A 25,807-nucleotide genomic window follows, 5' to 3' on the forward strand; every position below is an offset into this window, starting at 1 on the left:
TGCATGCGGTCGCGCGGGGACGGCCGTCGGCTGACGGCTGGTGGAGGCGGCATGGCCAAGCCCGGTTCTGCGAAGACCATGGTCGTGAGTACCGTGGCCGGTCTCGTGGTGATCACGGCGTACACGGTGTCGGTGGGCAGCAGCGGATGGCTCTGGTTCGGCTGGGTCATCCTCGGGCTGGCCGCCCTCGGCGTGGTGCTGACCGGCGGCTCCTGGAGATAGGCGGCAGCACCGCGGCCCGCGTCAGCCGGTGAGCAGGGTGCCGCAGCGGGTGCAGCGGACCGGGGGTGCGGTGTCGGCGAGCCGCCCGCACTCCGGGCAGACGCGTTCCAGCCAGCAGACGGACTCCCCGCCCTCGGGTCCGGCCGCGCCGGTGGCGGCGGGCCCGGCCGTCGTCGCGGGCTCCTGCTCGTCCTCGTCGCCCATCGGCACCCTTCCGTTCCGTACGCGATCACCTGGCGGATCCCGCCTACAGCCATTCACACCCTTCCCGACGGAAGCGGCTGGAATTCGAGGCCAGTTCGACGTCAATTCGTTACGGTACCGTAATCTGAGGACGTGTCTGCGACTGCATGCAACGACTCAGGTTGCCGAACCCCGCCGCGCGGCGGCGGGGTTCGGCTGTGGTCCGGTCCGCGGCGGCGCGCAGAGCCCAGTGCGTCGGTGTGAGACAGGGGTGACGGATGGCGGCCGGCACAGCGACTCTGGAGCGACCCACCTCCCTGCCGGTCCCGGCCGACCGGCGGGTTCCGCCGCGGCCGGTCGAGCGCAGAGCGGTGTGGTGGGCGGCCTGCCTGATCTGCGGCGGGCTCGCGGGGCTGCTCCTCGCGGTCGTCGGCACGCTGCGCGGTGCGCGTCCGTCGCGTCGGCGGGTGCTGATCGTCGTGTGGGGCACGGTGGTGCAGGCGGTGCTCGCGTGCGCCTTCGCCGTGCTCGGGTCCGGCGGCCAGATACGGCCGTGCGCGGCGCCGGGAGAGGGCGGCGGGGTGTGGCAGACGGCCCGTACGGTCCTCAACGCCCCCGTCTCCGGCGCGGCGTTGCTGTACGCGGCAGGGGAGGGCGGCGAGATCTACCACTGCGCGGCGAACGGCACCACCGCGGTCATCCTCGACGACGGGTTCGCCCGCGCGGGCACGATGTACGGGACCGTCTTCCTCACCGACCAGAGGGCCGAGACGCAGTCGCCGCGGATGCGGAAGCTGTCGGAGCACGAGGCGCGCCACTCCGACCAGTGGGCGCTGGGGTCGCTGCTCGCGGGACCGGCCGCGTTTCCCGCGCTGTACGCGGCGGACGAGGTGTTCTTCCCCGGCGCGTACAACCACTTCGAGCAGGCGGCGGGGCTGGAGGACGGGGGCTACGACCCGCCGCCCGACAGCCCGCCGGCCGCGGGTCGGCTCGCAGTCCTGTCGGTCGGCGTGCTCGTCGGCTACACGCTCGCGGCCAGCCCGGGGCGCCGCAGGCCGGCGCCCGTCGTACGCCCCGGCCCGGTGCCTGCCGCCCTGCACGACCCCGGCGCCGACCGCGGGCGGGAGACCGCGAAGCCCGCCGGGCGGCGGTGAGAGCCGGGCTCGCTCGTTCGAAAGTTTCGGTGCCCTGGGGGTTCCGTCAGCGCCCGGGCGGCGGGGCCGTGCTGTTGCGGGTGACGAGGCTCGTCGCCAGCTCGACGCGGCGCGTCACCGGCTCGTGGCCGCGGCCGATGTCGAGCACCAGCCGGGCCGCCGCCTCGGCCATCTCCGTCAGCGGCTGCCGTACGGTCGTCAGCGGCGGGCCGATCCAGCGGGCTATGGGAAGGTCGTCGAAGCCGACGACGCTGAGGTCGTCGGGGATGCGCAGGCCCAGCTCGCGGGCGGCCTCGTACAGGCCGAGGGCCTGGAGGTCGTTGCCGGTGAAGACCGCGGTGGGGCGGTCGCGCAGGGCGAGCAGCTCGCGCCCGGCAGCGTAGCCCGCCTCGTGGTGGAAGTCGCCCTCCCGGATCAGTTCGGGGTCCACCGGCAGCCCGGCGACGCCCAGCGCCGCGCGGTAGCCGTCGATACGGGCCCGGCTGCACATCATCTCCGGCGGCCCGCCGACGACGCCGATCCTGCGGTGGCCCAGGCCCACCAGGTGGCGGGTGGCGGCCAGGCCGCCCTGCCAGTTGGTGGCCCCGATGGACGGCACATCCTCGGCGAGGTCGCCCGCCGGGTCCAGCACCGCGAACGGGATGCCGCGGCCGGTGAACTGCGCGCGCTGGTCCGAGGAGAGGTCCGACAGCACCAGGACGACGCCCGCGGGCCGGCGCGCGAGCACGTCCTCCACCCACGTCTGCCCCGGCGTCAGCCGCCCCGCGCTCTCCGAGAGCACCACGCCGAGCCGCTCCGCCCTGGCGACGTTCTCCACGCCCCTGATGACCTCCATCGCCCACGCGCTCTCCAGCTCGTGGAAGACCAGGTCGAGCAGCGGGGCCTGGCGGGCGCCGCCGCCGCGGCGCCGGTAGCCGTGCTCGCGCAGCAGGTCCTGGACCCGGGCGCGGGTGCCGGGGGAGACGTCGGAGCGGCCGTTGAGGACCTTCGAAACTGTCGACGCCGACACGCCGGCGGCCTCCGCGATCGCGGCCAGCGTAGCGGTGGCCTGCGGCTCCTCGGCGGCCGCGGGGGCCTCTCCGTCGAACTGGACTCCAGCACCACTCATGGCGGGATGGTAGCCCCGCCACCCGCCGCCGCGCGATGTCTTGACCTTCCCATGGCCTCACCCTAGGTTGCGCAGAAACATTCGAGGCTCTTTACGAAATGTTGCCGCCTGCTTCTGGAGGCTCGGCGAAGGAAGGCCCGGCATGGACAGCAGCGACTCCCGGCACGACCCGTCTCCCGCGTCCGACTTTCCGCCTGGCGACGGCGTCAGCAGGCGCCGCGTCCTCGGCGCCGGTCTCGGCCTGGGCGCGCTCTCCGCGTCCGCCGGCGGGGTCCTCGGGCTGCCGGGCCCGGCCGCCGCCGCGCCGCCGCAGGACCCGCCGCGGCCGACCGACCCCGGCGCGTACATCGCTCACGGCCCCGGCGCCGACCGGTTCCCGCTCGTCGCGGGCGGCCGGGCCGCGCCGCTGGTCGCCGACGGCGGCGACTTCCCCGGCGTGCTGCGCGCGCTGGGCGACCTGCGCGCGGACCTGGAGCGGGTCACGGGCGTCTGTCCCGCGCTCACCCGCGGCCGTGCGCCTTCCGGGCGTACCGCCGTGCTCGTCGGCACCATCGGCCGCAGCCCGCTGATCGACGGCCTGATCGCCGCGGGCAAGCTCGACGTCAGCGGTATCGAGGGCCGGTGGGAGACCTCGCTGCACCAGGTCTTGGCCGACCCGCTGCCCGGCCTGGACAGCGCCTTCGTCATCGCGGGCAGCGACCAGCGCGGCACCATCTTCGGCATCTACGACGTCTCCCGCGGCATCGGCGTCTCCCCCTGGCACTTCTGGGCCGACGTCCCGCCCCGCCGCCACGACGCGCTCTACGTGCTGCCCGGCCGGTTCTCGCAGGGCACGCCCGCGGTCCGATACCGCGGGATCTTCATCAACGACGAGAACCCCGCCCTCGGCCGCTGGGCGCCCGGCTTCTTCGGCCCCGGCCACGCCGAGGGCCACCCCGGCGGCTTCAACAGCGCCTTCTTCGCCAAGGTCTTCGAGGCCATGCTGCGGCTCAAGGCCAACTACCTGTGGCCGGCCGTCTGGGGCCGCGCCTTCGCCGAGGACGACCCCGTCAACCACGCCACCGCCACCGAGTACGGCATCGTCATGGGCACGTCGCACGAGGCGCCCATGATGCGCGGCATCGAGGAGTGGAACCGGCACGCCGTCCCCGCCGTACGCGACGCGAACGGGAACATCGTCACCGAGGGCCACGACCCGTACGGCGGCACAGGGGAGTGGAGCTTCGTGCGCAACGAGGCCGCCATCCGGGCGTACTGGCGCGACGGCATCCGCCGGATGGCGGCCGAGGGCTTCGAGGGCGTGGTGACCCTCGGGATGCGCGGCAACGGCGACACCTCGCTCCCCGACGGCGACGGCATCGAGCTGATGGAGCGCATCATCGCCACCGAGCGCGGCATCCTCGCCGAGGAACTGGGCGATGCGGCCGCCGTGCCGCAGGTGTGGACCATGTACAAGGAGGTCCAGCACTACTGGGACAGCGGCATGCAGGCGCCCGACGACGTCACCGTCGTCTTCACCGACGACAACTGGGGCAACCTGCGCCGCGTACCGGACCCCTCGCTGCCGCCCCGGTCCGGCGGCTACGGGCTGTACTACCACTTCGACTACGTCGGCGGCGGCCGCAACTACAAGTGGGTCGACACCGCCAACCTCGCCAGCACGTGGGAGCAGTTGCACCAGACGTACGCGTACGGCATCCGCAACCTGTGGGTCGCCAACGTCGGCGACCTGAAGTCCAACGAGCTGCCCACCCAGTTCTTCCTGGACTACGCCTGGAACCCCGACCGCTGGCCGGCCGACGCCCTGCCCGAGTGGGAACGCCGCTACGCGGCCGAGAACTTCGGCCCCCGGCATGCCGCCGAGATCGCCGAAATCCTGCACGAGTACGGCCGCCTCCAGGCCCGGCGCAAGCCCGAACTGCTCAACCGGCGCATCACCCTCGACCCGGCCAGGGACCCCGCCACCGACCCCGCCGCCGTCGTCTACGACGACCAGGCCACCCCCTTCAGCCGCGTCAATTACGGCGAGCTGGACCGGGTCACCGACGAGTGGCAGGAGCTGGCCCGCAGGGCGGACCGCGTCGAGGCCCGCCTCGACCGCGCGGACCGGGCGGCCTACTTCCAGCTCGTCCGCTACGCCGTGCGCGGCACCGCCGTCGTCTACGCGCTGCGCCGCGCCGAGTTCACCAACCTCCTCTACGCCGCGCAGGGCCGGGCCGCCGCCAACCAGCTCGCCGCCGAGACCGACGCCCTGTTCGCCGAGGACCAGGCGCTCGCCGACTACTACAACCACACGCTCTCCGGCGGGAAGTGGCAGGGCTTCCAGACCCAGCCGAAGATCGGCTACGGCGACGTCGAGCGCTACGGCCCCAACGCCCCCTGGCAGCAGCCGGAGAAGGACGACGAGGCGCTGCCCGACGAGGTCTTCCCCGCGGTCAGGCGCATCGACCCCGTCGCCGGCGCGTTGCTGGGCGTGGCGGTGGAGGGCTCCGAGCAGTGGTGGCCGGACGCCGCAGGGCCCGCGGTGCTGCCGGAGGTCAGCCCGTACGACAGCGGCACCGCCCCGTACATCGAGGTCTTCAACCGGGGCCGCAGCCCCTTCGGTTACGAGATCGAGCCCGCCGTGCCGTGGCTGCGCGTCGACCGCCCGCGCGGCCGGGTCACCTCCCAGATCCGCGCCACGCTGCGCGTCGACTTCGCCCGCGCGCCGCGGGGCACCACCACCGTGCCCATCGTCGTCAGCGGCGCCGGCCGCACCGTGGAGGTGCACGCCCGGGTGCACCGCCCGTCCGTGCGCCACTCCGCGCTCGCCGGCTCCGTCGAGGCGGGCGGCTGCGTCTCGGTGGAGGCCGACCGCCACACCCGCGCGGTCCCCGCCGCCGGGGTGGCCTGGCGCCGCATCCCCGGCATCGGGCGCACCGGCAACGGCATGGCTCCGTTCCCGGTGACCGCCTCCCCGCGGCCGGCCGGCCAGGGGCCGCGGCTGGAGTACACGATGACGCTCTTCACCACCGGCACCCTGCGCGTGGCCGCGTACCTCTCGCCGCGCAACAGCGTCCTCACCCCGGACGGGCTGCGCTACGCCGCCGCCTTCGACGACGACGCCCCGCAGACGGTGAACGTCACCCGGGTCACGGGCGCCGACGACGGCCGGATGAACCGTCAGTGGGAGCGCAACACCTCGGACAACGCCACCGTCACGGTGACGGAGCACCGCGTGACCCGTCCGGGCGTGCACGTGCTGAAGCTGTGGATGGTGGACCCGACGGTGGTGGTGCAGAAGCTGGTGGTCGACACCGGCGGCGTACGCCACAGCTACCTCGGCCCGCCGCCGAGCACGTTCGTCCAGCGGTGAGTCACGGCCCGGGCGGGGGCTGCGCGGAGCCGGGGGTGATCAGGCCCGTTTCGTAGGCGGCGATGACCGCCTGGGCGCGGTCGCGGAGCTGGAGCTTGGCGAGGATGCGGGCCACGTGCGTCTTCACGGTCGCCTCGCTGAGCCGGAATCTGGCGGCCAGCTCCGCGTTGCTGTGGCCGCGCGCCAGGGACTCCAGCACCTCCAACTCGCGCCGGGTCAGCGCGGACAGGTCGCGGTGCAGCGCCACCGCGCGGTCGTCGCGGGTGGCGAAGCGCTCCACCAGGCGGCGGGTGATGGACGGCGCGAGGAGCGCGTCGCCGGAGCGGACGAGGCGGACGGCGGCGGCCAGATGCTCGGGGGTGACGTCCTTGAGCAGGAAGCCGCTGGCGCCGGCGGCCAGCGCCGCGTACACGTACTGGTCGAGGTCGTACGTGGTGAGGATGATGACCCGCGGCGCGCCCGGCCCGGAACCCGGCCCAGGAGCAGGCCCCGCCGCTGTCCTGCCGTCCGCGCCGAGGAGGCGGCGGGTGGCCTCCAGGCCGTCCATCCCCGGCATGCGGATGTCCATCAGCACCACGTCGGGCAGGCTGCGGCGGACGGCGGCCACCGCCTCCTCGCCGTCGGCCGCCTCGCCGACGACGTCGATGCCGTCCGCGGCGAGGATCATCCGGAAGCCGGTGCGGACGAGCGCCTGGTCGTCGGCGATCAGCACCCGCGGCGCCCGGTCCGCCCCGCCGGGCTCTGCCTGCCTGCCCACGTCCCCCTCCACCGCCGTCCTCGCGGGACCGCGAGCCCCGCCGCCCGCGGTCAGCGTACCCGTGCAGTCTGACAAGACGTCCGGCGCGGCGGATCGGCCCTGAGGCGCAATCCGTCTCGACTTCCCGACTACTCCGGAAGAATGACCCGCGGCGGGCGACCGGATTCCGCCCGTACGAAATCGGCCGTGTGCGCCGCTCAGGGAATACAGAGGACCGCGCCGAGATGGCGCAAGAAGGTGAAATCTGCTGCCATTGCCGCCTCTTGTGGGCCGCGGAGCGCCACTCCTACACTCGGGCCGACCCTTATCGGGGTCGCGCAGTAGTGCTCGATTCTCACACCAAGAGGAGGGCTCCCCGCATGCTGCGAAAGTTGGGTATCGGCGTTATGGCCGCTGCCGCAATCGTCACTCTGTCCTCGGCCCCCGGGGCCACCGCCGCCCCCGCTCCCGCACCGGAGCGTACGGCCGTCGCCACCACGCTGTACTACGACGACAGCCAGGCCGGTGAATTCAAGGGCGCCGTCGCCGCGGGCGCAGAACAGTGGAATTCCACGGTGCAGAACGTCAAGCTGGCGAAGGCCCCGGCGGGCACCCGCGCCGAGATCACGGTCATCGCCGACGACGGCTGGCCGCGGGCCACCCTCGGCCCGGTCCGCCCCGGCGGACGCGCTACGGTCTGGTTCGGCCGCCAGGCGGTCAACGAGGGGTACAACACGACGCGCATCGCCGCGCACGAACTGGGCCACAGCCTCGGGCTGCCCGACCGGAAGCCCGGCCCGTGCTCGTCGCTGATGTCTGGCTCGACGGCCGGCGTGAGCTGCACCAACCCGGTCCCGAACGCGACCGAGCGGGCGCAGGTCGAAGCCAACTACGGCGGCGGCTTCGCGAGCCTCGTGCCGATGGACGGACGCATCGTCGTCGACGCGCCCTGACCGCCGGACCGCACGTACGACACCTCCCGTGGCCGGGGCGGAGACTCCCCGGCCACGGGCCACGGCCGGGCCCGTACGTGCGCATTCCCGTCCGGAATGCCAGGGGAATTCACCCTGGAAGAGTTCCGGACCTTCCTCAACACCTTCCAGCCGGACGAGAACCTGGACGCCGGTTCGTCCGCGGACCGCGCGCAGGCGGCTACCTGGGGCCGGATCCCGCGCAGTTGCGTGCGGCTTGCGGACGACGCCAGCATGCCGCCCGCCATGCAGGACCGGCTGATCCGGGAGGCGGACGCCCTCACCCCCGGCAACCCGTTCGACGTGCACACCGTGCCGGGCGGCCACCTGCGCTGGCTGGTGCACCCGGAACCGGCCGCCGACGTCCTGGCCGGGCTCGCGGCGGGCTGACCGGCCGGGGCGGCCGGGGGTGCGGCGCCCGGCCGTCACCAGCCGACGGCGACCACCATCCACTGCGGGTCCTGGACCGAGACGAACGACGACTGCTCGGCGACGTCGTCGTACGGGAAGCCGTACGCCAGGCCGCCGATCGCGTGCTGGTGCCAGAACTGGGCGTAGTAGTTGGCCGGACCCTGCCGGTAGAAGCGGCTCGGGTCGCCCCACTGGTTCTGCGGCAGTTCGGCGACGTGCCGGTTGAGCGCCGCGCAGCCGGGGGCGTCGCCCGCGAGCGGGCCGGAGCAGCCGAAGACCTCCTGCGTCGTGACGTTCCTGCCGACCGACCTGGCGTAGTCGCTCATGTAGGCGGCGTGCTTCCCGCCGGGCTGGAAGTCCGGCACGTTGCCGGGGGAGGGGATGCGGTACGGCGCCTGCACCTGGCTCAGCGACGCGAACTCCGGCGGCATGGCGGCCGCGAACTTCTGCCACGTGGCCTCGCGGGACTCCTGGAACGTCGCGTAGTCCTCGCCGACCTGCCGGTCCGTGCCGTCGTGGCCGTGCACCCGCATGGCGAGCTTGAGTGCGAAGGCGTCGACGCGGGTGGTGTTGCCGTGGAAGGCGTCGGGGCCGACGGTGAACTCGATGAAGTCGGAGTACCGGCTGTCGGGCGAGCCGAGGTGGAAGTACATCCGGCCGGCGGAGTTGGCGGGCATGTCGACGTACCGCTGCTGGGCGATCGAGCGGGTCTGGCCGCCGAAGGACCAGAAGACCTGGTCGTCGGGGTACTGGCCGTTCGTCCTGTTGAGGATCTGCACGGTCAGTACGTTCCGCGCGGGCGGGATGGCACCCGTGTCGCCCCAGAAGGAGGCGGGTGGCGGGTCACCCGGGGCCGCGGATGCCGTGGATGCCGGGCCGGCCGCGGGCGGTACGGCGGCGTGCGCGGCCGTACCGGCGCGGTCGGCGACCGCGTAGCAGGCGAATAACAGCAGGGCGACGACGGCCGTCAGCAGGCCGCGGTGGCGTCTGGGCCACGTCGGGTGCGCGGGGAACATGCGGGGGCTCCTTCGCTGTGGGGGGCGTACACGGCCCGCGGCGGGAGCTGCCCGGCGGGCCGGGCGTACAGAGAGCGCTCTCAGAGCGTCGTGAGGTGCGGGTGCGTTGTCAAGGGTCGCGGTCGTACGACCTCCGGGGGTTGAACACCGAGCGTGCCCGCCGGACCCATTGACTGCATGACATGAAGGGAGTTCACTCACCTCGCGCAAAGGTATGGACCATGCTCCACGCTCGACCCCACGACGCATCGAGGTGAGCTTCCATGTTCGTACGACGACGCAGACATCCGCTCCGCAAGACCGTGCTCGTCGCCACGGCCCTCGCCGCCGTGCTGGCCGTGCCGCTGCCCGGCGCCGCCGGCTCGGCACCGGCCCCCGGACCCGGCGGAAAGGCGGAAGCCGCGCCCTACGCCGTCACGTTCGAAGACAACTTCGACGGCCCCGCGGGCTCGGCCGTCAACGGCGGCAAGTGGCTGATCGAGACCGGCGACAACGTCAACAACCATGAGCGGCAGTACTACACCGCCGGCAACGCCAACGCCGCGCTCGACGGCCAGGGGAACCTGGTCATCACCGCCCGGCGCGAGAACCCGGGCAACTACCGCTGCTGGTACGGCCGGTGCGAGTACACCTCCGCCCGGCTCAACACCTCCGGCCGCTTCACCACCACGTACGGCCACGTCGAGACCCGGATGAAGCTGCCGCGCGGCCAGGGCATGTGGCCCGCGTTCTGGATGCTCGGCGACGACATCGGCCAGGTCGGCTGGCCGGCCAGCGGCGAGATCGACGTGATGGAGAACGTCGGCTTCGAGCCCGGCACCGTCCACGGCACCCTGCACGGCCCCGGGTACTCCGGGTCCGGCGGCATCGGCGGCGGGTACACGCTGCCCGGCGGGCAGCAGTTCGCGAACGGGTTCCACACCTTCGCCGTCGACTGGTCGCCGGACGAGATCACCTGGTCCGTCGACGGCAACGTCTACCAGCGGCGCACGCCCGCCGACCTCGGCGGCCGGCAGTGGGTGTTCAACAAGCCGTTCTTCCTGATCCTCAACCTCGCGGTCGGCGGCTACTGGCCCGGCGACCCCGACGGCAGCACCTCCTTCCCGCAGCAACTCGTCGTGGACTACGTCCGCGTCAGCACCTCCGACGGCGGCGGCGGTAACTCCGGCACGTTCACGGGCGTGGGCGGCAAGTGTCTCGACGTGGCGGGAGCCAACCCCGCCAACGGCACCGCGGTCCAGCTCTACGACTGCAACGGCACTTCCGCTCAGCGCTGGACCGTGGGCACCGACGGCACCATCCGCGCCCTCGGCAAGTGCCTCGACGCGGCGGCGGCCGGCACCGCCAACGGCACCAGGGTGCAGCTCTACGACTGCAACGGAACGGGCGCCCAGCGCTGGTCGTACAACTCGGCCACCCGCGACATCGTCAACCTGCCGGCGGACAAGTGCCTGGACGCGGTGGGCGGCTCGACGGCCAACGGGACGCCGACGCAGCTCTGGACCTGCACCGGAGCCGCGAACCAGAAGTGGACGCTGAACTCCTAGCACACCCGGCGCTTCAGGGGTGCCGGGAACGCGCTCGCGCAGGCAGGGACCCCGAGATTCGGCACCGCTTCCCGGCGCCCCCTCACCTTCAACACGTGAAGTGAGGGCTGATGCCCCCACCTCCACCGGGGCGTGCGCTCAACGCCCCGTCGCCAGGCTGCCGCCGCGCTCGACGCGGCCGGTCACCCGGGCCCGTACGCCGTTCGCGGCCCGTTCGGCCAGCGTCGGGCCTTCGGCGGTGGCCGTCACGTCCCCGGTCGCCTCCAGGTCGCGTACGTCCCGGCTCCCGGCCGCCAGCAGGTACCAGTCGCCCGAGGGCGCGCGCCAGTCGGTGGCCGCGAGGACGTGCTGCCCGAAGCGGCTGCACGCGGCGGAGTCCTCCCCGCTGCTCTGCGCGGCGACCACGCGACCCGGCGTCGCGGAGGTGCGGGCGGCTGCTGGTCGGCATGGGGGACCATCCACGGGGGGCTCGTGCGGGCGGGGCTCGTACCGCCAAACGAACGACCCCCGGACGAGTCACGGAGCGATCGCCGCCCCGCCGGCTTCCGCCCCGCGCGGCTGCCTCAGACGGTGCCGGGCACCGGGCGGCACAGCTCGGCGATCGCCGTTGCCAGCCGGGCGAGTTCGGCGTGGTCGGCCGTACGGCCCTGCAGGTACCCGAGGCGTGCGCCCGCCCCGTCCCGGGGGTCGGTCGGGAGCGCGGCGGCGGTGGTCAGGTCGGCGAGGTCGACACCCGGCAGGTGGCGCAGGCCGTCGAGCCGGGCGGACAGATCCTCCGGGCCGGCCGCGGGTCTCTGCCGGGTCCCGCGGGCGGGAGGCAGCAGGGTGTACTGGTACGTAACGCCCTCGAACCGCGGGGAGTCCGGCACCGGCAGCCCCAGCGCCAGCCGCATCGCCGCCGCCACCAGGTCGAAGCCGGATCCGCGCCGTACGACGTCGCCGACGAGGCCGCCGAGGCGCCCGTTGACCTCGATCAGCCGGGGCCCGTCCGCGGTGAGCTTCAGCTCCGTGTGCACGATCCCGTCGCTGATGTCCAGTGCGCCGATCGCCGCCTCGGCGAGGTCCTCCGCGCACTCCGCCAGCGATGCGTCCAGGGTGTGCGGGACGAAGGAGCCGCGCTCCCGGAACGGCTCGACCAGCGGAAACTTTCCCGTCACGCAGAGCGGTTGGCACTCCCTGCGGTGCACGGCCGTCTCCACGGAGACGTAGTCGCCCCACTGCGCCCCGGCCGCCCCGGGGTCGCCCGGGAGCAGCGCCTCGACCAGCAGGTCGGCACCGGGGGCCGCGTCCGCGCAGGCCGCGACGGCGGCGCGGGCGCCGGAGACGCTGTCGAGCCGGTGCACGAGCCGGCCGCCCGCGCCGCGCCGCGGCTTCAGCACCGCGGGCAGGCCCACCGTGTCCAGCGCGGCGTCGAGGTCGGCGGCGTCGGCGACGAGCGCGAACGGCAGGTCGTCCAGGCCCGCTTCGGCGAACGTACGGCGCTGCTGGAGCTTGTCCACGAGCCGGCCGGTGACCGCGGGCGTGTGCCAGTACGGGATGCCGAGCGCCGCCGCGATCACGGAGGTGAGCTCCATGCGGTGCTCGCTGAACGTCAGCAGCCCGTCGGGTACGAACACGGCGACCGCCATCGCCGCGTCATGTGCGTCCAGCCCGGTGATGTCGCACAGCGCGAACCGCCGCGTCAGCACCGGCAGCAGCTCCCGTACGTGGGCGGAGGCCCGGTCCACGACGAGGAACAGCTCCGCCCCGCAGAAGCGGGCGGCGGCCGCGACCTCCGCGGCACCGGCCGAGCCCGCGTCGTACAGGACGCCGACCGTCCGCTCCCCGCCCACCGTGCCCACACCGTCGCCCGGCGGATACGGGACGGTCCGGGGCACCGGGCCCGTCCCGCCCCGCGCCGCCCGCACCTACCCGCCGTCCCCGCCGGCCCCCGCGGCCAGCGCGACGGCGGTGACGAGCAGGCCGCTGCGGCACAGCCATCGGCCGTTCATGTGCGCCAGCGAGATGCCGTCGACGGTGGGGGCGGGGACCAGGATCCGGGCGGTGAAGGTCCCCTTGTCCGGGTCGACGTCGATCCGGGCCTCGTCGAAGTCCAGCTCCCTCGCGGTGAGCGGGTACCAGACCTTGAAGACCGACTCCTTGGCGCTGAACAGCAGCCGGTCCCAGCAGACTTCGGACGGGCCGCGCATCCGGGCGCGTACCTGCTCCTGCTCCTCCGGCAGCCCGACGGCCTCCAGGAGGCCGTCCTTCAGCGGCTCGTTGGGCTCGGCGTCGATGCCGATACCGATGACCTCACCGCGGCGGGCGACCGCGGCGGCGCGGTAGCCGGCGCAGTGCGTCATGGAGCCGACGATCCCGGCGGGCCACTGCGGCGCGCCGCGGCGGCCGGGGAGCAGGGGCGCGGGCTCGACGCCGAGCGCGCCCAGGGCACGGCGCGCGCACTGCCGTACGGTCGCGAACTCCGCCTGCCGGTGCGGTACGGCCCGGGCGACGGCCCGGGCCTCCTCGGGGTACAGCCGCTCCGCGGGCGGCTCGGGCGGGTCGGTGAACGCCTCGGCCGCGGTCACCCCGCCGGGCAGTAACTCCTGGAGCAGCCGGGCCCGTTCGGGGGTGGTCGTGAGTTCCCGGGGCCGCCCCGCCGGGGCCGCCGCCGTGGTCGTCGACGACGGGGGCAGGACCGTGCGCAGCAGCTCGCGCGGCGGGCGGCGCTTCCACTCCCGCGGGTAGCCGAGCGAGACCTCGGTGAACTTGACCCCGTCGTACCAGGTGACGCGGGGGATGTGGAGGTGGCCGTAGACGACGGCGGCGGCGCGGAAGCGGCGGTGCCAGTCGGCGGTGAGGGTCGTGCCGCACCACTGCGCGAACTCCGGGTAGCGCAGGATGTCGGTCGGCTGGCGCACGAGCGGCCAGTGGTTCACCAGCACCGTGCGGTGCGCGGGGTCGACGGCCGCGAGCCGCCGCTCGGTCAGCGCCACCCGCTCCCGGCACCAGGCGTCCCGGGAGGTGTGCGGGTCGGGGTGGAGGAAGTACTCGTCGGTGCAGACGACGCCGGCCTCGTGGGCCAGGCGCAGCGACTCCTCCTTGGTCGCCGCGCCAGGGACGCGGAAGGAGTAGTCGTAGAGGACGAACAGCGGCGCGATCGTCACCGGGCCGCCCTCGCCGTCCCAGACGGGGTACGGATCCTCGGGCGTCACGACGCCGAGGCCGCGGCAGAGTTCGACGAGGTGCCGGTAGCGCTCCTCGCCGCGCAGCGTGACCGGGTCGTCGGGGTGGGTCCACAGCTCGTGGTTGCCGGGCACCCACACGACCTTGGCGAACCGCTCGGCGAGCAGTCCGAGGGTCCATTCGATGTCCGAGACGCGCTCGCCGACGTCACCGGCGACGATCAGCCAGTCTCCGGGCGCGGTGGGGCGCAGCCCGGCGGTGATGTCGCGGTTCTCTTGGTAGGCGACGTGCAGGTCGCTGACGGCCAGCAGTCTTCCGTGCATCAGGGCCATTCGATCATTCGGCGGCGGCGGCTCGGGTGGTGTCAAGGGCGCGAGGGCGGCTGTCGTCCGGCAGCCGCGCATCGGGCGCTGTGCCGACAGGTTGGTACCCGTACCTAAATTCCCGCCAAAAGGCTGCTGACCGGCCCTTTCGCGGCGGCGACGTGCGCTCGCGGCAGGGGAGTTGCGGGCACGGCAGGGCCCGCGCGAGACTGGATCCTCAACGTCCGTTGAACAGAAGTGTTCTCTTTGCGAATGACAGGGAGCAGATCGTGACCACACCGGCCGCAGGGTCCCCCCACGGCGCGGCGCCGGCCCCGGTGCCGACGCAAGCGCCCCCGGAAGCGCCGGAAGCCGGCGGCTCCGGCACCAACCGCGTGCTGTTCGGCCCGGTCGTGCTCGGGCTCTTCCTCGTCCTCGCGTTCGCCGGGCTGATGATCCCCGGGCTGCGCAACCCCGCCCCCAGCGACATGCCGCTCGGCCTTGCCGGGCCGGGTCCCGCGGTCGCGCAGGTCGAAGCGGAACTCGACGCGGCCGCCCCCGGCGCGTTCGAGGTCAAGCGGTACGCGGACGAGGCCGAGGCCCGCACCGCCCTGCGCGAGCAGGACGTCCTCGGCGCCATCGTCGTCGGCCCTTCGCCGAAGCAGCCGCCCGCCCTGCTCGTCGCCAGCGCCGCGGGCGACGCCCCGAAGACCGCCGCCACCACGGCGTACGAGCAACTGACCGCGCAACTCGGCACCCCGCAGAAGGTCGACGACGTCGCCCCGCTGCCGGAGAAGGACTCCCGCGGGGTCAGCGCGGTGCTCCTGTGCGTCGCCCTCACCATCGGCGCGCTGATCTTCCAGCTCGTGCTGAGCCTGGCCGCCGCCCACGTCGGGGCCGCCAGGCGCTGGCTGTCCTGCCTCTGCTACGCGGTCGTCGCCGGCGTGGCCGGCGCGCTCTTCGCCGGGCCCGTCACCGGCACCCTGGACGGCCACTTCCTCGAACTGCTGGGCGTCACCACGCTGCTGTCGCTGGCGGTCGTCGGCGTCGTCGCGGCGTGCCAGGCGCTGCTGGGTGCGCTCGGCATCGCCGTCGGCGCGCTGCTCGTCCTCCCGCTCGGCCTCGCCTCCTCCGGCGGCGTCGTCGACCCGCACTTCCAACCCGCCTTCTACGGTGCCGTCTCGGAGTACCTGCCGATGGGCAGCACCGTCTCGCTGCTGCGCCGCGTGCTGTACTTCGACGGCAACGCGGCCGGCGGACCGCTGCTCACGCTGGCGCTGTGGGCGGCCGGCGCCTGGCTCGTCACCGTGGCGATGGAGCGGATCCGTCCCTTCCGCCCGCTGATGGTCATCGTGCCCGCCGCCGCCGTGGCCCCGGCCCGTACCGCCTCCGCGCGGACGGCCTGATGGCGCGGCCCCATGAGCCCGGCGGCCGGCCGGCGGACGAGCCGCCGGAAGCCGGGCAGGACCGCCGCGAGCTGATCCGGCTCGCGGCGGTCGAGCTCTTCGCGCGGCACGGCTACCGCGGCACCACCGTGCGCGCCATCGCCGAACGCGCCGGGGTGGATCCGGCGCTGGTGATGTACCACTTCGGCAGCAAGGAGAACGTCTTCTCCACGGTGATCCGGGAGACGATGCGCGCCGAGGAACTGCTGCCGGAGCTGCCGCACCTGCTCGACGAGGTCGCCGACACCGACAGCGCCGACGACCCCGCCGCGGACGGCAAGTGCCCCGGCGGGCCCGGCAGCCGGCTGCTGCGCGGCTTCCTCACCCGCTGGGAGGACGCCGCCACCCGCCCCTCGCTCCTCGTGGTCTTCCGCTCCGCGATGGAGCACCCCGAGGCGTCGCAGCTCTTCCGTGAGGTCGCCGGCGGCGAACTGCTGCTGCCCCTCGCCCGCCGCATCCCCGCGCCCGACCCCGAACTGCGCGCGGTGCTGGTCGCCTCGCTGCTCGTCGGGCTGGTCACCGGGCGCTACGTGGTGCCGATCGAACCGCTGGCCGGGATGGAGCTGGACACCGTCGTCGGGCTCTACGGCCCGTACGCGGACGACATGCTGCTCGGCCGGCTGGGCGGCTCCCCGCCGCCCGGCCTGCCCGACGCCTGACCCCGCGGGGCCCGTCAGGGGCTCCGCGGGGCCAGGCCGGTGGTCAGAGGATCGTCCGGTCAGGGCGACGTCTCGTCAGTGGCTCGTCGGCAGCGTGCCGTTGACGAGCGCATCCACCACGTGGCGCCGCTGGAGCTTGCCGCTCGGGGTCTTGGGCAGCGTGCCCCGCGGCACGACCTCCACCCGGTCGGGGCGCAGCCCCGTCTCGGCGGAGACCGCCTGGATGACGCCCTCGCGGATCTGGGCGACGGCCTCGGCGTCCGCGTGGCTCTTCGACTCCACCACCAGCACCAGCGCCTCCGTGCTGCGCTCCTCGTCGGGGCAGCCCACGGCGGCGATGGAGTTCGCCCGCAGCCCCTCCACCGCGGCGGCGGCCGATTCGAAGGCGTACGGGTGGTAGTTGGACCCGGCGATGATGACGACGTCCTTGATGCGGCCGGTGACGTAGGTCTGCCCGGCGTCGGTGAAGCCCTGGTCGCCGGTGTTCAGCCAGCCGTCGTCGCCCAGGACCTTCGCGGTCTCCTCGGGCTGGCGGTAGTAGCCGGACATCATCGAGGCAGTACGCAGCAGGATGGTGCCCTGCTTGCGGTCCGGCAGGTCGGCGCCCGCATCGTCCACGACGCGCAGCTCCATGCCCGTCAGCGGGGTGCCGGAGGAGACCAGCTCCTGCGCGTCGGCGGCGCCCGGCTCGGCCTCCACGACCTCGCCGTCCGCGGCCAGCCGGTCGCGGCTGACGGTGAGCGTGGTCAGCGGCTCGCCGGGCACGCACATGGTCGCGGCGAGGGTGATCTCCGCCATGCCGTAGCAGGGCATCATCGAACGCTCGCCGTAGCCGTACGGGGCCATGCGCTCGGCGAACAGCCGCAGGGTGTTCGCCTGGACGACCTCCGCGCCGTTGCCCGCGACCCGCCAGGCGCTCAGGTCGAGGCCCGCCAGCTTGGCGTCGGGGATGTTCGAGGCGCACATGCGGTACGCGAAGTTGGGCGCCGAGGTGAACGTGCCCCGGTAGCGGTGCATCGCCCACAGCCACCGCTCGGGCCGGACCGCGAACGAGAGCGGCGGCATGCTCGCCACCGGCAGCCCGTGCAGCAGCGGCGCGAGGTTCAGCCCGATCAGGCCCATGTCGTGGTGCATGGGCAGCCAGCTCACGATCAGGTCGCCGGCGCGGTAGGCGTGCTCGCCGATGGCCGCGGCGTTGGCGAAGATCGACTCGTGGGTCAGGGTCACGCCCCGGCTGTCGCCCGTGGTGCCGGAGGTGAACTGCAGCAGCGCGATGTCGTCGGGCTTGGCCTGCGCGGCGGCCAGGTCGAGACCGCCTTCGAAGGGCGGCTCGACGATCGCGACGCCGGCCTCCTTGCACGGCTCCGTCACCGCGTCGAGGAACTCCGGCGCGACGACCACGGCCCGCGGCTCGGCGCGGCTGATCAGCAGCCGCAGCCGGTCGGCCCAGCGCTGCCGGCGCATCGTCGCCAGCGGCGGCTCGCTGACGAACGGGATGGCGCCCAGCAGGAAGCAGCCGTGCAGCGTGGCGTACGCGTCGGCGCTGGTGTCCATGCAGACGCCGACGCGGTCACCGCGCCGCACGCCGTGCTCCGCGAGGGTGGTCGCGGCGGCGCCCGCGCGCTCGGCCAGCTCCGCCGCGGTCAGCCTGACGGGGTCGCCCGAGCCCTCGACGTACGCCAGCGGACGGTCGGGGTCGCTGTCCGCGAGATCGAGCAGCGCCGCGCCTATCGTGGCGGCCGGCGTCATCGCGACCGGGGCCGGATCCGGCTCCGGCTGAAATCCCGCGCGATCCCCGTGGATTTCCTCGGTCGAAGCGGCAATTGTCATTCCGTACCCCCGAATTGACTGCCGCGGTCGCGGCATGAAATGGGCTGGTCTGAGGTAAGGTCATGATGGGCGGCGGGCAACGGCGGCGTCAAGTCGGGTAATTCCAGGTCGCGGCTTTAGCGGGCCGCTAGACGGTCCTTAGTCGGCAGGGCCACGATAGAACCGCCAGAATAGTGCTGCGCGGTGAGAGTGCGTAGCCGTAAAGTCCGCGCGGTCCCGTACCGGGATTTCACAGACGCATACTGAAGGAACGACTCGACATGTTTGCGCTTGCCTTCCCAGGTCAGGGTTCGCAGCACAAAGGGATGGGTGCGCAGCTCTTCGGCAGGTTCCCGGAGGAAGTCGCCCGCGCGGACGAGATACTCGGTTATTCCATCGAGGAGCTGTGCCGTGACGACGTCGAAGGACGGCTGCAGAACACGGAGTACACGCAGCCCGCGCTCTTCATCGTCAACGCGCTGAGCCACCTGGCCCACCGCGCCGACGGCGGCGCCGAGCCCGACTATCTCGCCGGGCACAGCCTCGGCGAGTACAACGCCCTGCACGCCGCCGGCGCGTTCGACTTCGCCACCGGACTGCGGCTGGTCGCCAAGCGCGGCGAGCTGATGTCGCGGGTGGCGGACGGCGGAATGGCCGCCGTCGTCGGGCTCACCGCGGAACAGGTCGCGGAACTCCTGGCGCGGCCGGGCCTGGAGAACCTGTCGATCGCCAACTACAACAACCCGACGCAGATCGTCGTCGCGGGACCGCGTGATGACGTGGCGGGCGCTCGCGCCGTCTTCGAGGAGGCGGGCGCCGGCCTGTTCACCGTGCTGCGGGTCAGCGGCGCGTTCCATTCCCCGTACATGTCGGCGATCCAGGGCGAGTTCGCCGAGTTCCTGAACAAATTCACGCTCGCGCCGCCCGCCGTGCCCGTCATCTCGAACGTGACCGCCCTGCCGTACGAGGACGATGTCGCCGCCGCGCTGGTGCGGCAGCTCGACCACCCGGTGCGCTGGACAGACACCGTCCGCTACCTCATCGCGCGGGGGGTCGCGGACATCAAGCCCATCGGTCCCGGCCGGGCCATGCGCGGGCTGATCAAGGCGACCCGGCGCGACGAGGAGCGCCGCGCAGAGGAGGCGCGGGAGGCGGCCGCGGCGGAGGACGCCGCACGGACCGCGGTGGCCCCCGCCTCCGGCGGCGAACTGCGCCTGCGCCGCCCCGAGCGCGACCGCGCCCGCCCCGAGGGCACCCCCGCCGTCCAACTGCACCAGGCACTCCTGAAGGACCTGCGCACCACCGTCGCGCAGGTGCTGAAGGTCGAACCCGCCGTCGTACGCAGCGAGACGGAGCTGAGCGAGCTGGGCTTCGACTCGATCCGGCTGATCGAGTTCGCCGACCTGCTCCGCCGTGACCTCGGCGTCGACCTCACCCCTTCGGTGTTCTTCGAGCACTTCACCCTGGAGGCGTTCGCGCGCCACCTCCTCACCGAGCACCACGACCTCGTCTCCGCCCGCTACCCCGACGCCGGCGACGACGCCCCCCGCACCGGCCCCCGCGGCGCGGGGCGGGCCCAGGACGACGCCCCGCTGCCGGACCCGTACCCCGTCGCCGTCGTCGGCCTCAGCGCCGTCCTGCCCGGCTCTGCGGACCTGGAGGGCTTCTGGCAGCGGCTGCTGGCGGGCGACGAACTCGTCACCAAGGTCCCCGAGGACCGCTGGCGCGACTGGGCGGGCGCGGAGCGCGCGGCCCGCGCGCACGGCGCGTTCCTCGACGAAGTCGACTCCTTCGACTGCTCGTTCTTCGGTATCTCGCCGCACGAGGCCGAGCTGATGGACCCGCACCAGCGGCTCTTCCTGCAGACCGTGTGGAAGGCCGTCGAGGACTCCGGCCGCCGCCCCGACACCCTCGCGGGCAGCCGCACCGGCCTGTTCGTCGGGCTCAGCTCCATGGACTACGCGGAGGTGCTGGGCCACAGCGCCGCCGGGCCGCAGGCGCACACCGCCACCGGGCTCTCCCACGCCGTGCTCCCCAACCGGGTCTCGTACCAGCTCGACCTGCGCGGCCCCAGCGAGGCGATCGACACCGCGTGCTCGTCGTCGCTCGTCGCGGTCCACCGCGCGGTCCGCAGCCTGCGCACGGGCGAGTGCGGGCTGGCCATCGCCGGCGGCGTGAACCTCATGCTCAGCCCCACCCCCTTCGAGTGCTTCGAACTGGCGGGGATGCTCGCCCCCGACGGCCGCTGCAAGACCTTCGACCAGTCCGCGGACGGGTACGTACGCGGCGAGGGCGTCGTCGCCGTCGTGCTCAAGCCGCTGGCCGCCGCCGAGGCCGACGGGGACCACATCCACGCCGTGATCCGCGGCAGTGCCGTCGGCCACTCCGGCCGCGCCGCGTCGCTCACCGCGCCCAGCCCCGAGGCGCAGGCCGACGTCATCGTCGACGCCTGGCGCGCGGCGGGGCTCGACCCGGCCACCGCCACCCACGTGGAGACCCATGGCACCGGCACCAGCCTCGGCGACCCCATCGAGATCGAGGGCCTGAAGCAGGCGTTCGCCCGCCTCTACGCCGCCTGGGGCCACGACGCCCCCGCCGAGCCGCACATCACCCTCGGCTCGGTCAAGACCGCCATCGGCCACCTGGAGGCGGCCGCCGGTCTTGCCGGCCTGGTCACGATGGTGAAGGCGCTGCGGTACGGGAAGCTGCCCGCCCTGCGCCACTTCGAGAAGCTGAACCCCTACATCCGCCTGGACGGCAGCCCCTTCCGCATCGGCGACCGCGCCGGCGACTGGCCGCGCCGCACGGCCCCCGAAGGGCCCGTCCCACGCCGCTGCGGCGTCAGCTCCTTCGGCTTCGGCGGCAGCAACGCACACGTCGTGCTGGAGGAGTACGAGCGCGAGCCCGCCGGCGGCGAGGCGCCGAGCGCCCCGCTGCTGATCCCGCTGTCGGCCCGTACGCCCGACGCGCTGCGCGACTACGCCCGCGAACTGGTCCGCCACCTCGACCTGCACGCGCCCGCCGGGGGCACGGCCGACTTCGCGCTCACCGCGCTCGCCGACACCCTGCAGCTCGGCCGCGAGCCCATGGCGGCCCGGCTCGCGGTCGTCGCGGAGGACGCCGACGAACTGTACGACGCGCTGGTGCACTTCCTGCGCGGCGAGGACCAGGGCGACACCTGGTGGAGCGGGCAGGCCACCGGCGCCGCGGACCTCTCGCGCGCGCTGCTCGCCGGGCCCGAGGGCAACACGTACCTCGACGCCCTCGCCGCCGCGGGCAAGGCCGCGGCCCTCGCCCGGCTCTGGGCGGCCGGGGCGGACTTCGACTGGGCGCTGCTGCGCGGCGGCAGGCCCGTACGCCGCACGTCCCTGCCGACGTACCCCTTCGAGCGCCGCCCGATCCGCCCGCAGGATCTCGTGCCGCACGTCCTGCTCACCCCGGGCCAGGCGCGGCCCGCCCTCGCCGCGGCCCCCGCACCCGCGGCCCTGGCCGCCGCCCCTGCTCCCGCCGCGCTGCCGAGCGGCGCGGGCGCTGCGCAGGAGGCCGTGCTGGGGCATCTCGTGGGGCTCTTCGCCGAGGAGCTGAAGTGGCGTCCCGAGGAGATCGACCCGCGGGCCGGCTTCGACGACCTGGGCCTCAGCTCCCTGCTGGTGGAGAAGCTGCGCCGGCGGCTGGAGGAGCACTACGGGCCGGTCGACAGCGCCACGCTCTTCACGTACAAGAACCTGGACGCGCTCGCGCGCCACATGGCGGGACGGGTACGCACCCCGCCCGCCGCGACGCCCGCACCCGCGGCCGTCCAGCCCGCGGCCGTTCAACCCGCCGCCGTGCAGCCGGGCGCCGTCCAGCCCGCTCCCGTGCCGCCCGCCGCCGCGGGCGCCGGCACCGCGGACATCGCCATCGTCGGCATCAGCGGCCGCTACCCCAAGGCCCCCACCCTGGCCGACTTCTGGGACCGGCTGCTCGCCGGCGACGACTGCGTGGACGAGATCCCCCTCGACCGCCCCGGCTACCGCCGCTACGCGGAGCTGGCGCGCGAGAAGTTCGGCGACCAGTGGCCGCGCTGGGGCGGCTTCCTCGACGACGTCGACGCCTTCGACCCGCAGTTCTTCCACATCTCGCCGCGCGACGCCCGGCTGCTCGACCCGCAGGAACGGCTCTTCCTCACCACCGCGTGGGAGACCCTGGAGGACGCCGGCTACACCCCCGCGTCGCTGGCCGACCCCGAACTCGGCGACGAGCGCGGCTCGGTGGGAGTCTTCGCCGGGGTGACGTACAACAACTACCAGATGTTCGCGGGCGGCGACCTGGACGAGGGCGTCTGGCGCATCGTCGGCTCGCAGACCTTCTCGGTCGCCAACCGCATCTCCCACCTGCTCAACCTCGGCGGCCCCAGCCTGACCCTGGACACCGCCTGCTCCTCCTCTCTCTACGCCATCCACCTGGCGGTCGCCGCGATCCGCCGCGGCGAGTGCGCCATGGCACTGGCCGGCGGGGTGAACCTGTCGCTACACCCGAGCAAGTACGTGATGCTCGCCGAGGCCGGGTTCCTCGCCGAGGACGGCCGGTGCCGCGCCTTCGCCGAGGGCGGCACCGGCTACGTACCGGCCGAGGCGGTCGGCGCGGTGCTCCTCAAGCCGCTCGGCCGGGCGCTGGCCGACGGCGACCGGATCCACGCCGTCATCAAGGGCTCGGCGGTCAACAGCGACGGCCGCACGTACGGTTACGGCGTCCCCAACCCCGTCGCGCAGGCCGAGCTGGTCCGCGCCGCGCTCGCCGACGCCGGGGTCGACGCCGGCTCCATCGGCTACGTCGAGGCGCACGGCACCGGCACCAGCCTCGGCGACCCCATCGAGGTCCGCGGCCTCACCGAGGCGTACGCGGACGCCGCCGCCCCGCACCGCCGCGACGGCCGCCCGGCCTGCGCCATCGGCTCGGTGAAGGCCACCATGGGCCACGCCGAGGCGGCAGCCGGCATCGCCCAGGTCACCAAGGTGGTGCTGCAGTTGCGGCACGGCACGCTCGTGCCCTCCCTGCTGCACACCCCCGAACTCAATCCGAACCTCGACCTCGACAGCACGCCGTTCGCCGTGCAGCGCGAGACCGCCCCCTGGGAGCCGCCGGTGCTGCCGGGGACGGGCGGGCCCGTGACCGGGCCGCGCCGCGCGGGCGTCAGCTCCTTCGGCGCGGGCGGCGTCAACGTCCACCTGATCCTGGAGGAGGCCCCGGCCCGCCCCGCCCCGGCCGCCGCGGGTGCCGGCCGGCCGCTGGTGTTCCCGCTGTCGGCCCGTACGCCGGAGAACCTGCGCGCGTACGCGGCCCGCATGGCGGCGTTCCTCCGCACGCTGCCCGCGGAGCCCGGCGCCGGGGACCCGGAGGTGCCGCGGGCCGCCGACGTCGCGTACACGCTCCAGCACGGCAGGGAGCCGATGGAGTACCGCGCCGCGTTCGCGGCCCGTACGCTCGCCGAGGCCGCCGAGCGCTTCGCGCGCGTCGCCGCCGGCGACGACGGCGACGAGCGCATCAGCACCGGCCGCCGCCCCGGCCGGTCGGGCGCCGCGCCCGCGGTGCCCGCCGACGCCGCGCCGGAGCAGGCCGCCGCGCTGTGGGCGGCGGGCGGCGACGCGGACTGGGCCGCCCGGCCCACCGGCGGGCGCCGGGTGTCGCTGCCGACGTACCCCTTCTCGCAGGAGCGCTACTGGCTGGAGCCGAGCGCCACGAACCCGGCACGGCCGACCGCACCGGCCGTGCCGATCCCCGTCCCCGCGCCGCGGACCGCCCCGGAGGCGGAGGACTCCGCGGCGGCTCCCGCGGCGCGGGAGGCGGCCGCCGCTGCGGACCTGCTCGCGTCGCTGGCCGCCGCGCCCGCCAGCGAGCGCCACACCGCGCTGGCCACGCGGATGCAGCAGACGCTCGGCGAGCTGCTGGAGTTCCCGCCCGGCAGCCCGCCGGACCGGCAGCGCGGCTTCTTCGAGCTGGGCATGGACTCGGTGATGGCCGTCCGCCTCGGCAATCTGCTCGAAGAGGCGCTGGGCCTGGTCCTGTACGCCGGGGTGGTCTTCGACTACCCGTCCATCGACGAGCTCGCCGCCTATCTGCTGGACGAGCTGAGCCTCGACGACGCCCCCGCCCCGGCGGCACCGGAACCCGCCGCGGAGGCACCGGAGTCCGCGCCCGACAGCGCCCTCCAGGTCCTGCACTACACCGCAGGATGGGAGCCGGCCGCCGCCCCCGAGGGCCCCGCCTCCTGGCTCACCGGACCCGTGCTCGTCTTCGACGACGACGGCGCCCTCACCGAGCGGGTACGCGACCGTCACTCCGGCGCCGCGCCCGTCGTCGGCGTCCGGCCCGGCGAGGCATACGAGGTGGCCGGCGACGGCCGTACCGTACGCGCCGGGTCCGCCCAGGACCACGCCGCGCTGCTCGCCGGACTCGACGCCCCGCCGGTCACCGTGCTGCACGCCTGGAGCGACCCGCGCACCGCGCTCACCTCGGTCTTCCACCTCAGCCAGGCGCTCCTGCGGCAGGGCCTGCGCGCCCCCGTGCGGCTGCTGCGCGTCGCCGCCCACGCCGACGGCGGGCCCGACCCGCTGGCCGAGGCGTTCGGCGGCTTCGCCCGCAGCGTCGACCACGAGAACCCGCGCCTCGTCCAGCAGGCCGTCGCCGTACGCGCCGACGCGGGCGAGGAGCCCGCCGCCGCCCTGCTGCGCGCCTGCGAGGCGGAACTCGCCGCGGACGCCCGCGCCGACGCCGAGGTACGCCACGACGCGGACGGCCGCCGGGTGCGCAGGCTCCGCGAGCTGCCCGCGGTGGCACCCGACGCGCCGGGCGGCGTCGCGGTCCGGCCGGGCGGCACATACGTCATCACCGGCGGCGGAGGCGGCCTCGGCCTGCTCTTCGCCGAACACCTCGCCCGCCAGGCCCGGGTGAACCTGCTGCTCGTCGGCCGCTCACCGCTCACCGGAGAGCGGCAGGAGGCGCTGGAGCGCATCCGCGCCCTCGGCGCCGACGTCCGCTACGAGCGTGCCGACGTCTCCGACCGCGGCGACGTCGAGTGGATCCTGGCCGCCGCCCGCAACCGCTGGGGCAGCGTGCACGGCGTCATCCACTCCGCGGGCGTGCTGCGCGACGGGCTGCTGCCCAACAAGACCGCCGACGAGATCGACCTGGTCCTCGCCGGCAAGGTCGACGGCGCCGTCCACTTCGACGCCGAGACCGCCGCGGACGACCTCGACTTCTTCATGGTCTTCTCGTCGCTCGCCGCGCTCGCGGGCAACCCCGGCCAGGTCGACTACGCCTTCGCCAGCCGCTTCCTCAACGCCTTCAGCCGCCGCCGCGAGGAACTGCGCGCCGCGGGCGAGCGGTCCGGCGCGAGCATCGCGCTCGTCTGGCCGTTCTGGCGCGAGGGCGGCATGCGCGTCGACGAGTCGACGGAGGGCTTCGTACGCCGCCGCCTGGGCCTGACGCCGCTGGAGAACGCGGTGGGGGTGGAGGCGTTCGACGCAGCGCTGCGGCACGCCGCGCCGGAGTTCGGCGTCGTGCACGCCGAACGGGACAAGCTGCAGCGGGTGCTGCGGATCGAGCCGCCGGCCGCCGAGTCCGCGGCGCGGCGGCCCGGGGCGGCCGCTGAGGCCGGCGGCGGCAAGCCGGCCACCGGGAAGGGCGATTCGACGGTGGAGATAGAGCTGAAGGGCGTCCTGGCCGAGCTGGGGCTCTAGCCCACG

The 25,807-nt window shown here is 74.3% G+C and carries 16 protein-coding genes and 2 pseudogenes; 9 read left to right on the top strand and 9 right to left on the bottom strand.

The features are described from left to right. Positions 1 to 51: 51 nt before the first annotated feature. A complete protein-coding gene (locus FB457_RS35135; protein ID WP_047014312.1) occupies positions 52 to 222 on the top strand; it encodes a hypothetical protein in 171 nt (56 codons plus the stop codon). A 21-nt stretch (positions 223 to 243) separates the two neighbouring features. On the opposite strand, the gene FB457_RS07420 is transcribed toward FB457_RS35135, so the two are convergent. Next, a complete protein-coding gene (locus FB457_RS07420; RefSeq protein WP_047014311.1) occupies positions 244 to 426 on the bottom strand; it encodes a hypothetical protein in 183 nt (60 codons plus the stop codon). A gap of 257 nt (positions 427 to 683) precedes the next feature. Here FB457_RS07420 and FB457_RS07425 point away from each other — a divergent pair, with 257 nt between their 5' ends. Then, positions 684 to 1,559 (top strand): hypothetical protein, encoded by an 876-nt coding sequence (locus tag FB457_RS07425; protein WP_145781245.1) that lies wholly within the window; start codon positions 684 to 686, stop codon positions 1,557 to 1,559. A 46-nt stretch (positions 1,560 to 1,605) separates the two neighbouring features. Here the strand turns inward: FB457_RS07425 and FB457_RS07430 are convergent, their stop codons facing one another. Next, on the bottom strand, positions 1,606 to 2,667 hold the full coding sequence (locus tag FB457_RS07430) for a LacI family DNA-binding transcriptional regulator (RefSeq protein ID WP_145781246.1): 1,062 nt from the start codon (positions 2,665 to 2,667) through the stop codon (positions 1,606 to 1,608). 142 nt (positions 2,668 to 2,809) lie between these two features. Here FB457_RS07430 and FB457_RS07435 point away from each other — a divergent pair, with 142 nt between their 5' ends. Continuing rightward, positions 2,810 to 6,022 (top strand): glycosyl hydrolase 115 family protein, encoded by a 3,213-nt coding sequence (locus tag FB457_RS07435; protein ID WP_145781248.1) that lies wholly within the window; start codon positions 2,810 to 2,812, stop codon positions 6,020 to 6,022. Position 6,023: 1 nt separating this feature from the next. On the opposite strand, the gene FB457_RS07440 is transcribed toward FB457_RS07435, so the two are convergent. Then, positions 6,024 to 6,779, bottom strand: a complete 756-nt coding sequence (locus FB457_RS07440; protein ID WP_047019685.1) for a response regulator — start codon at positions 6,777 to 6,779, stop codon at positions 6,024 to 6,026. Positions 6,780 to 7,138: 359 nt separating this feature from the next. Between FB457_RS07440 and FB457_RS07445 the strand changes: the two genes are divergently transcribed. Next, complete coding sequence (locus FB457_RS07445; RefSeq protein WP_047014307.1) at positions 7,139 to 7,711, top strand: snapalysin family zinc-dependent metalloprotease; 573 nt, start codon at positions 7,139 to 7,141, stop codon at positions 7,709 to 7,711. 111 nt (positions 7,712 to 7,822) lie between these two features. Further along, positions 7,823 to 8,119, top strand: a pseudogene (locus FB457_RS07450) (alpha/beta hydrolase); the annotation flags it as partial. A gap of 35 nt (positions 8,120 to 8,154) precedes the next feature. Here the strand turns inward: FB457_RS07450 and FB457_RS07455 are convergent. After that, the gene (locus FB457_RS07455) at positions 8,155 to 9,156 is read right to left on the bottom strand and encodes a glycoside hydrolase family 64 protein (protein WP_145781249.1); all 1,002 of its coding nucleotides are present in this window, start codon (positions 9,154 to 9,156) and stop codon (positions 8,155 to 8,157) included. Between the two features lie 263 nt (positions 9,157 to 9,419). Between FB457_RS07455 and FB457_RS07460 the strand changes: the two genes are divergently transcribed. Further along, a complete protein-coding gene (locus tag FB457_RS07460) occupies positions 9,420 to 10,703 on the top strand; it encodes a ricin-type beta-trefoil lectin domain protein (RefSeq protein ID WP_486588950.1) in 1,284 nt (427 codons plus the stop codon). A gap of 138 nt (positions 10,704 to 10,841) precedes the next feature. On the opposite strand, the gene FB457_RS07465 is transcribed toward FB457_RS07460, so the two are convergent. From FB457_RS07465 to FB457_RS35945, 4 genes and pseudogenes are all read right to left on the bottom strand, one after another. After that, positions 10,842 to 11,108: a hypothetical protein gene (locus FB457_RS07465; RefSeq protein WP_486588951.1), complete on the bottom strand. Its 267-nt coding sequence runs from the start codon at positions 11,106 to 11,108 to the stop codon at positions 10,842 to 10,844. Between the two features lie 158 nt (positions 11,109 to 11,266). Further along, entirely contained in the window at positions 11,267 to 12,580 is a 1,314-nt protein-coding gene (locus FB457_RS07470) for an ATP-grasp domain-containing protein (RefSeq protein ID WP_253911107.1), read from the bottom strand. Between the two features lie 30 nt (positions 12,581 to 12,610). Beyond that, positions 12,611 to 13,270, bottom strand: coding sequence for a 4'-phosphopantetheinyl transferase family protein (locus FB457_RS35940; RefSeq protein ID WP_486588955.1), 660 nt, complete (start codon positions 13,268 to 13,270; stop codon positions 12,611 to 12,613). A 78-nt stretch (positions 13,271 to 13,348) separates the two neighbouring features. Further along, positions 13,349 to 14,200 (bottom strand): annotated as a pseudogene (locus FB457_RS35945) (metallophosphoesterase family protein); the annotation flags it as partial. Between the two features lie 260 nt (positions 14,201 to 14,460). Here FB457_RS35945 and FB457_RS07480 point away from each other — a divergent pair. Together FB457_RS07480 and FB457_RS07485 are read left to right on the top strand one after the other, a co-directional pair. After that, a complete protein-coding gene (locus tag FB457_RS07480) occupies positions 14,461 to 15,576 on the top strand; it encodes an ABC-2 transporter permease (RefSeq protein WP_047014303.1) in 1,116 nt (371 codons plus the stop codon). Next, positions 15,576 to 16,274, top strand: coding sequence for a TetR/AcrR family transcriptional regulator (locus tag FB457_RS07485; RefSeq protein WP_145781252.1), 699 nt, complete (start codon positions 15,576 to 15,578; stop codon positions 16,272 to 16,274). The genes FB457_RS07480 and FB457_RS07485 overlap by 1 nt, the downstream gene beginning before the upstream one ends. Before the next feature lie 75 nt (positions 16,275 to 16,349). Here the strand turns inward: FB457_RS07485 and FB457_RS07490 are convergent, their stop codons facing one another. Continuing rightward, the gene (locus FB457_RS07490; protein WP_047014301.1) at positions 16,350 to 18,023 is read right to left on the bottom strand and encodes a fatty acyl-AMP ligase; all 1,674 of its coding nucleotides are present in this window, start codon (positions 18,021 to 18,023) and stop codon (positions 16,350 to 16,352) included. A gap of 341 nt (positions 18,024 to 18,364) precedes the next feature. On the opposite strand from FB457_RS07490, the gene FB457_RS07495 reads away from it, so the two are divergent. Further along, positions 18,365 to 25,801 (top strand): type I polyketide synthase, encoded by a 7,437-nt coding sequence (locus FB457_RS07495; RefSeq protein WP_145781254.1) that lies wholly within the window; start codon positions 18,365 to 18,367, stop codon positions 25,799 to 25,801. The last annotated feature ends 6 nt before the right edge of the window (positions 25,802 to 25,807 follow it).

Source organism: Streptomyces sp. CNZ287 (assembly GCF_007827615.1).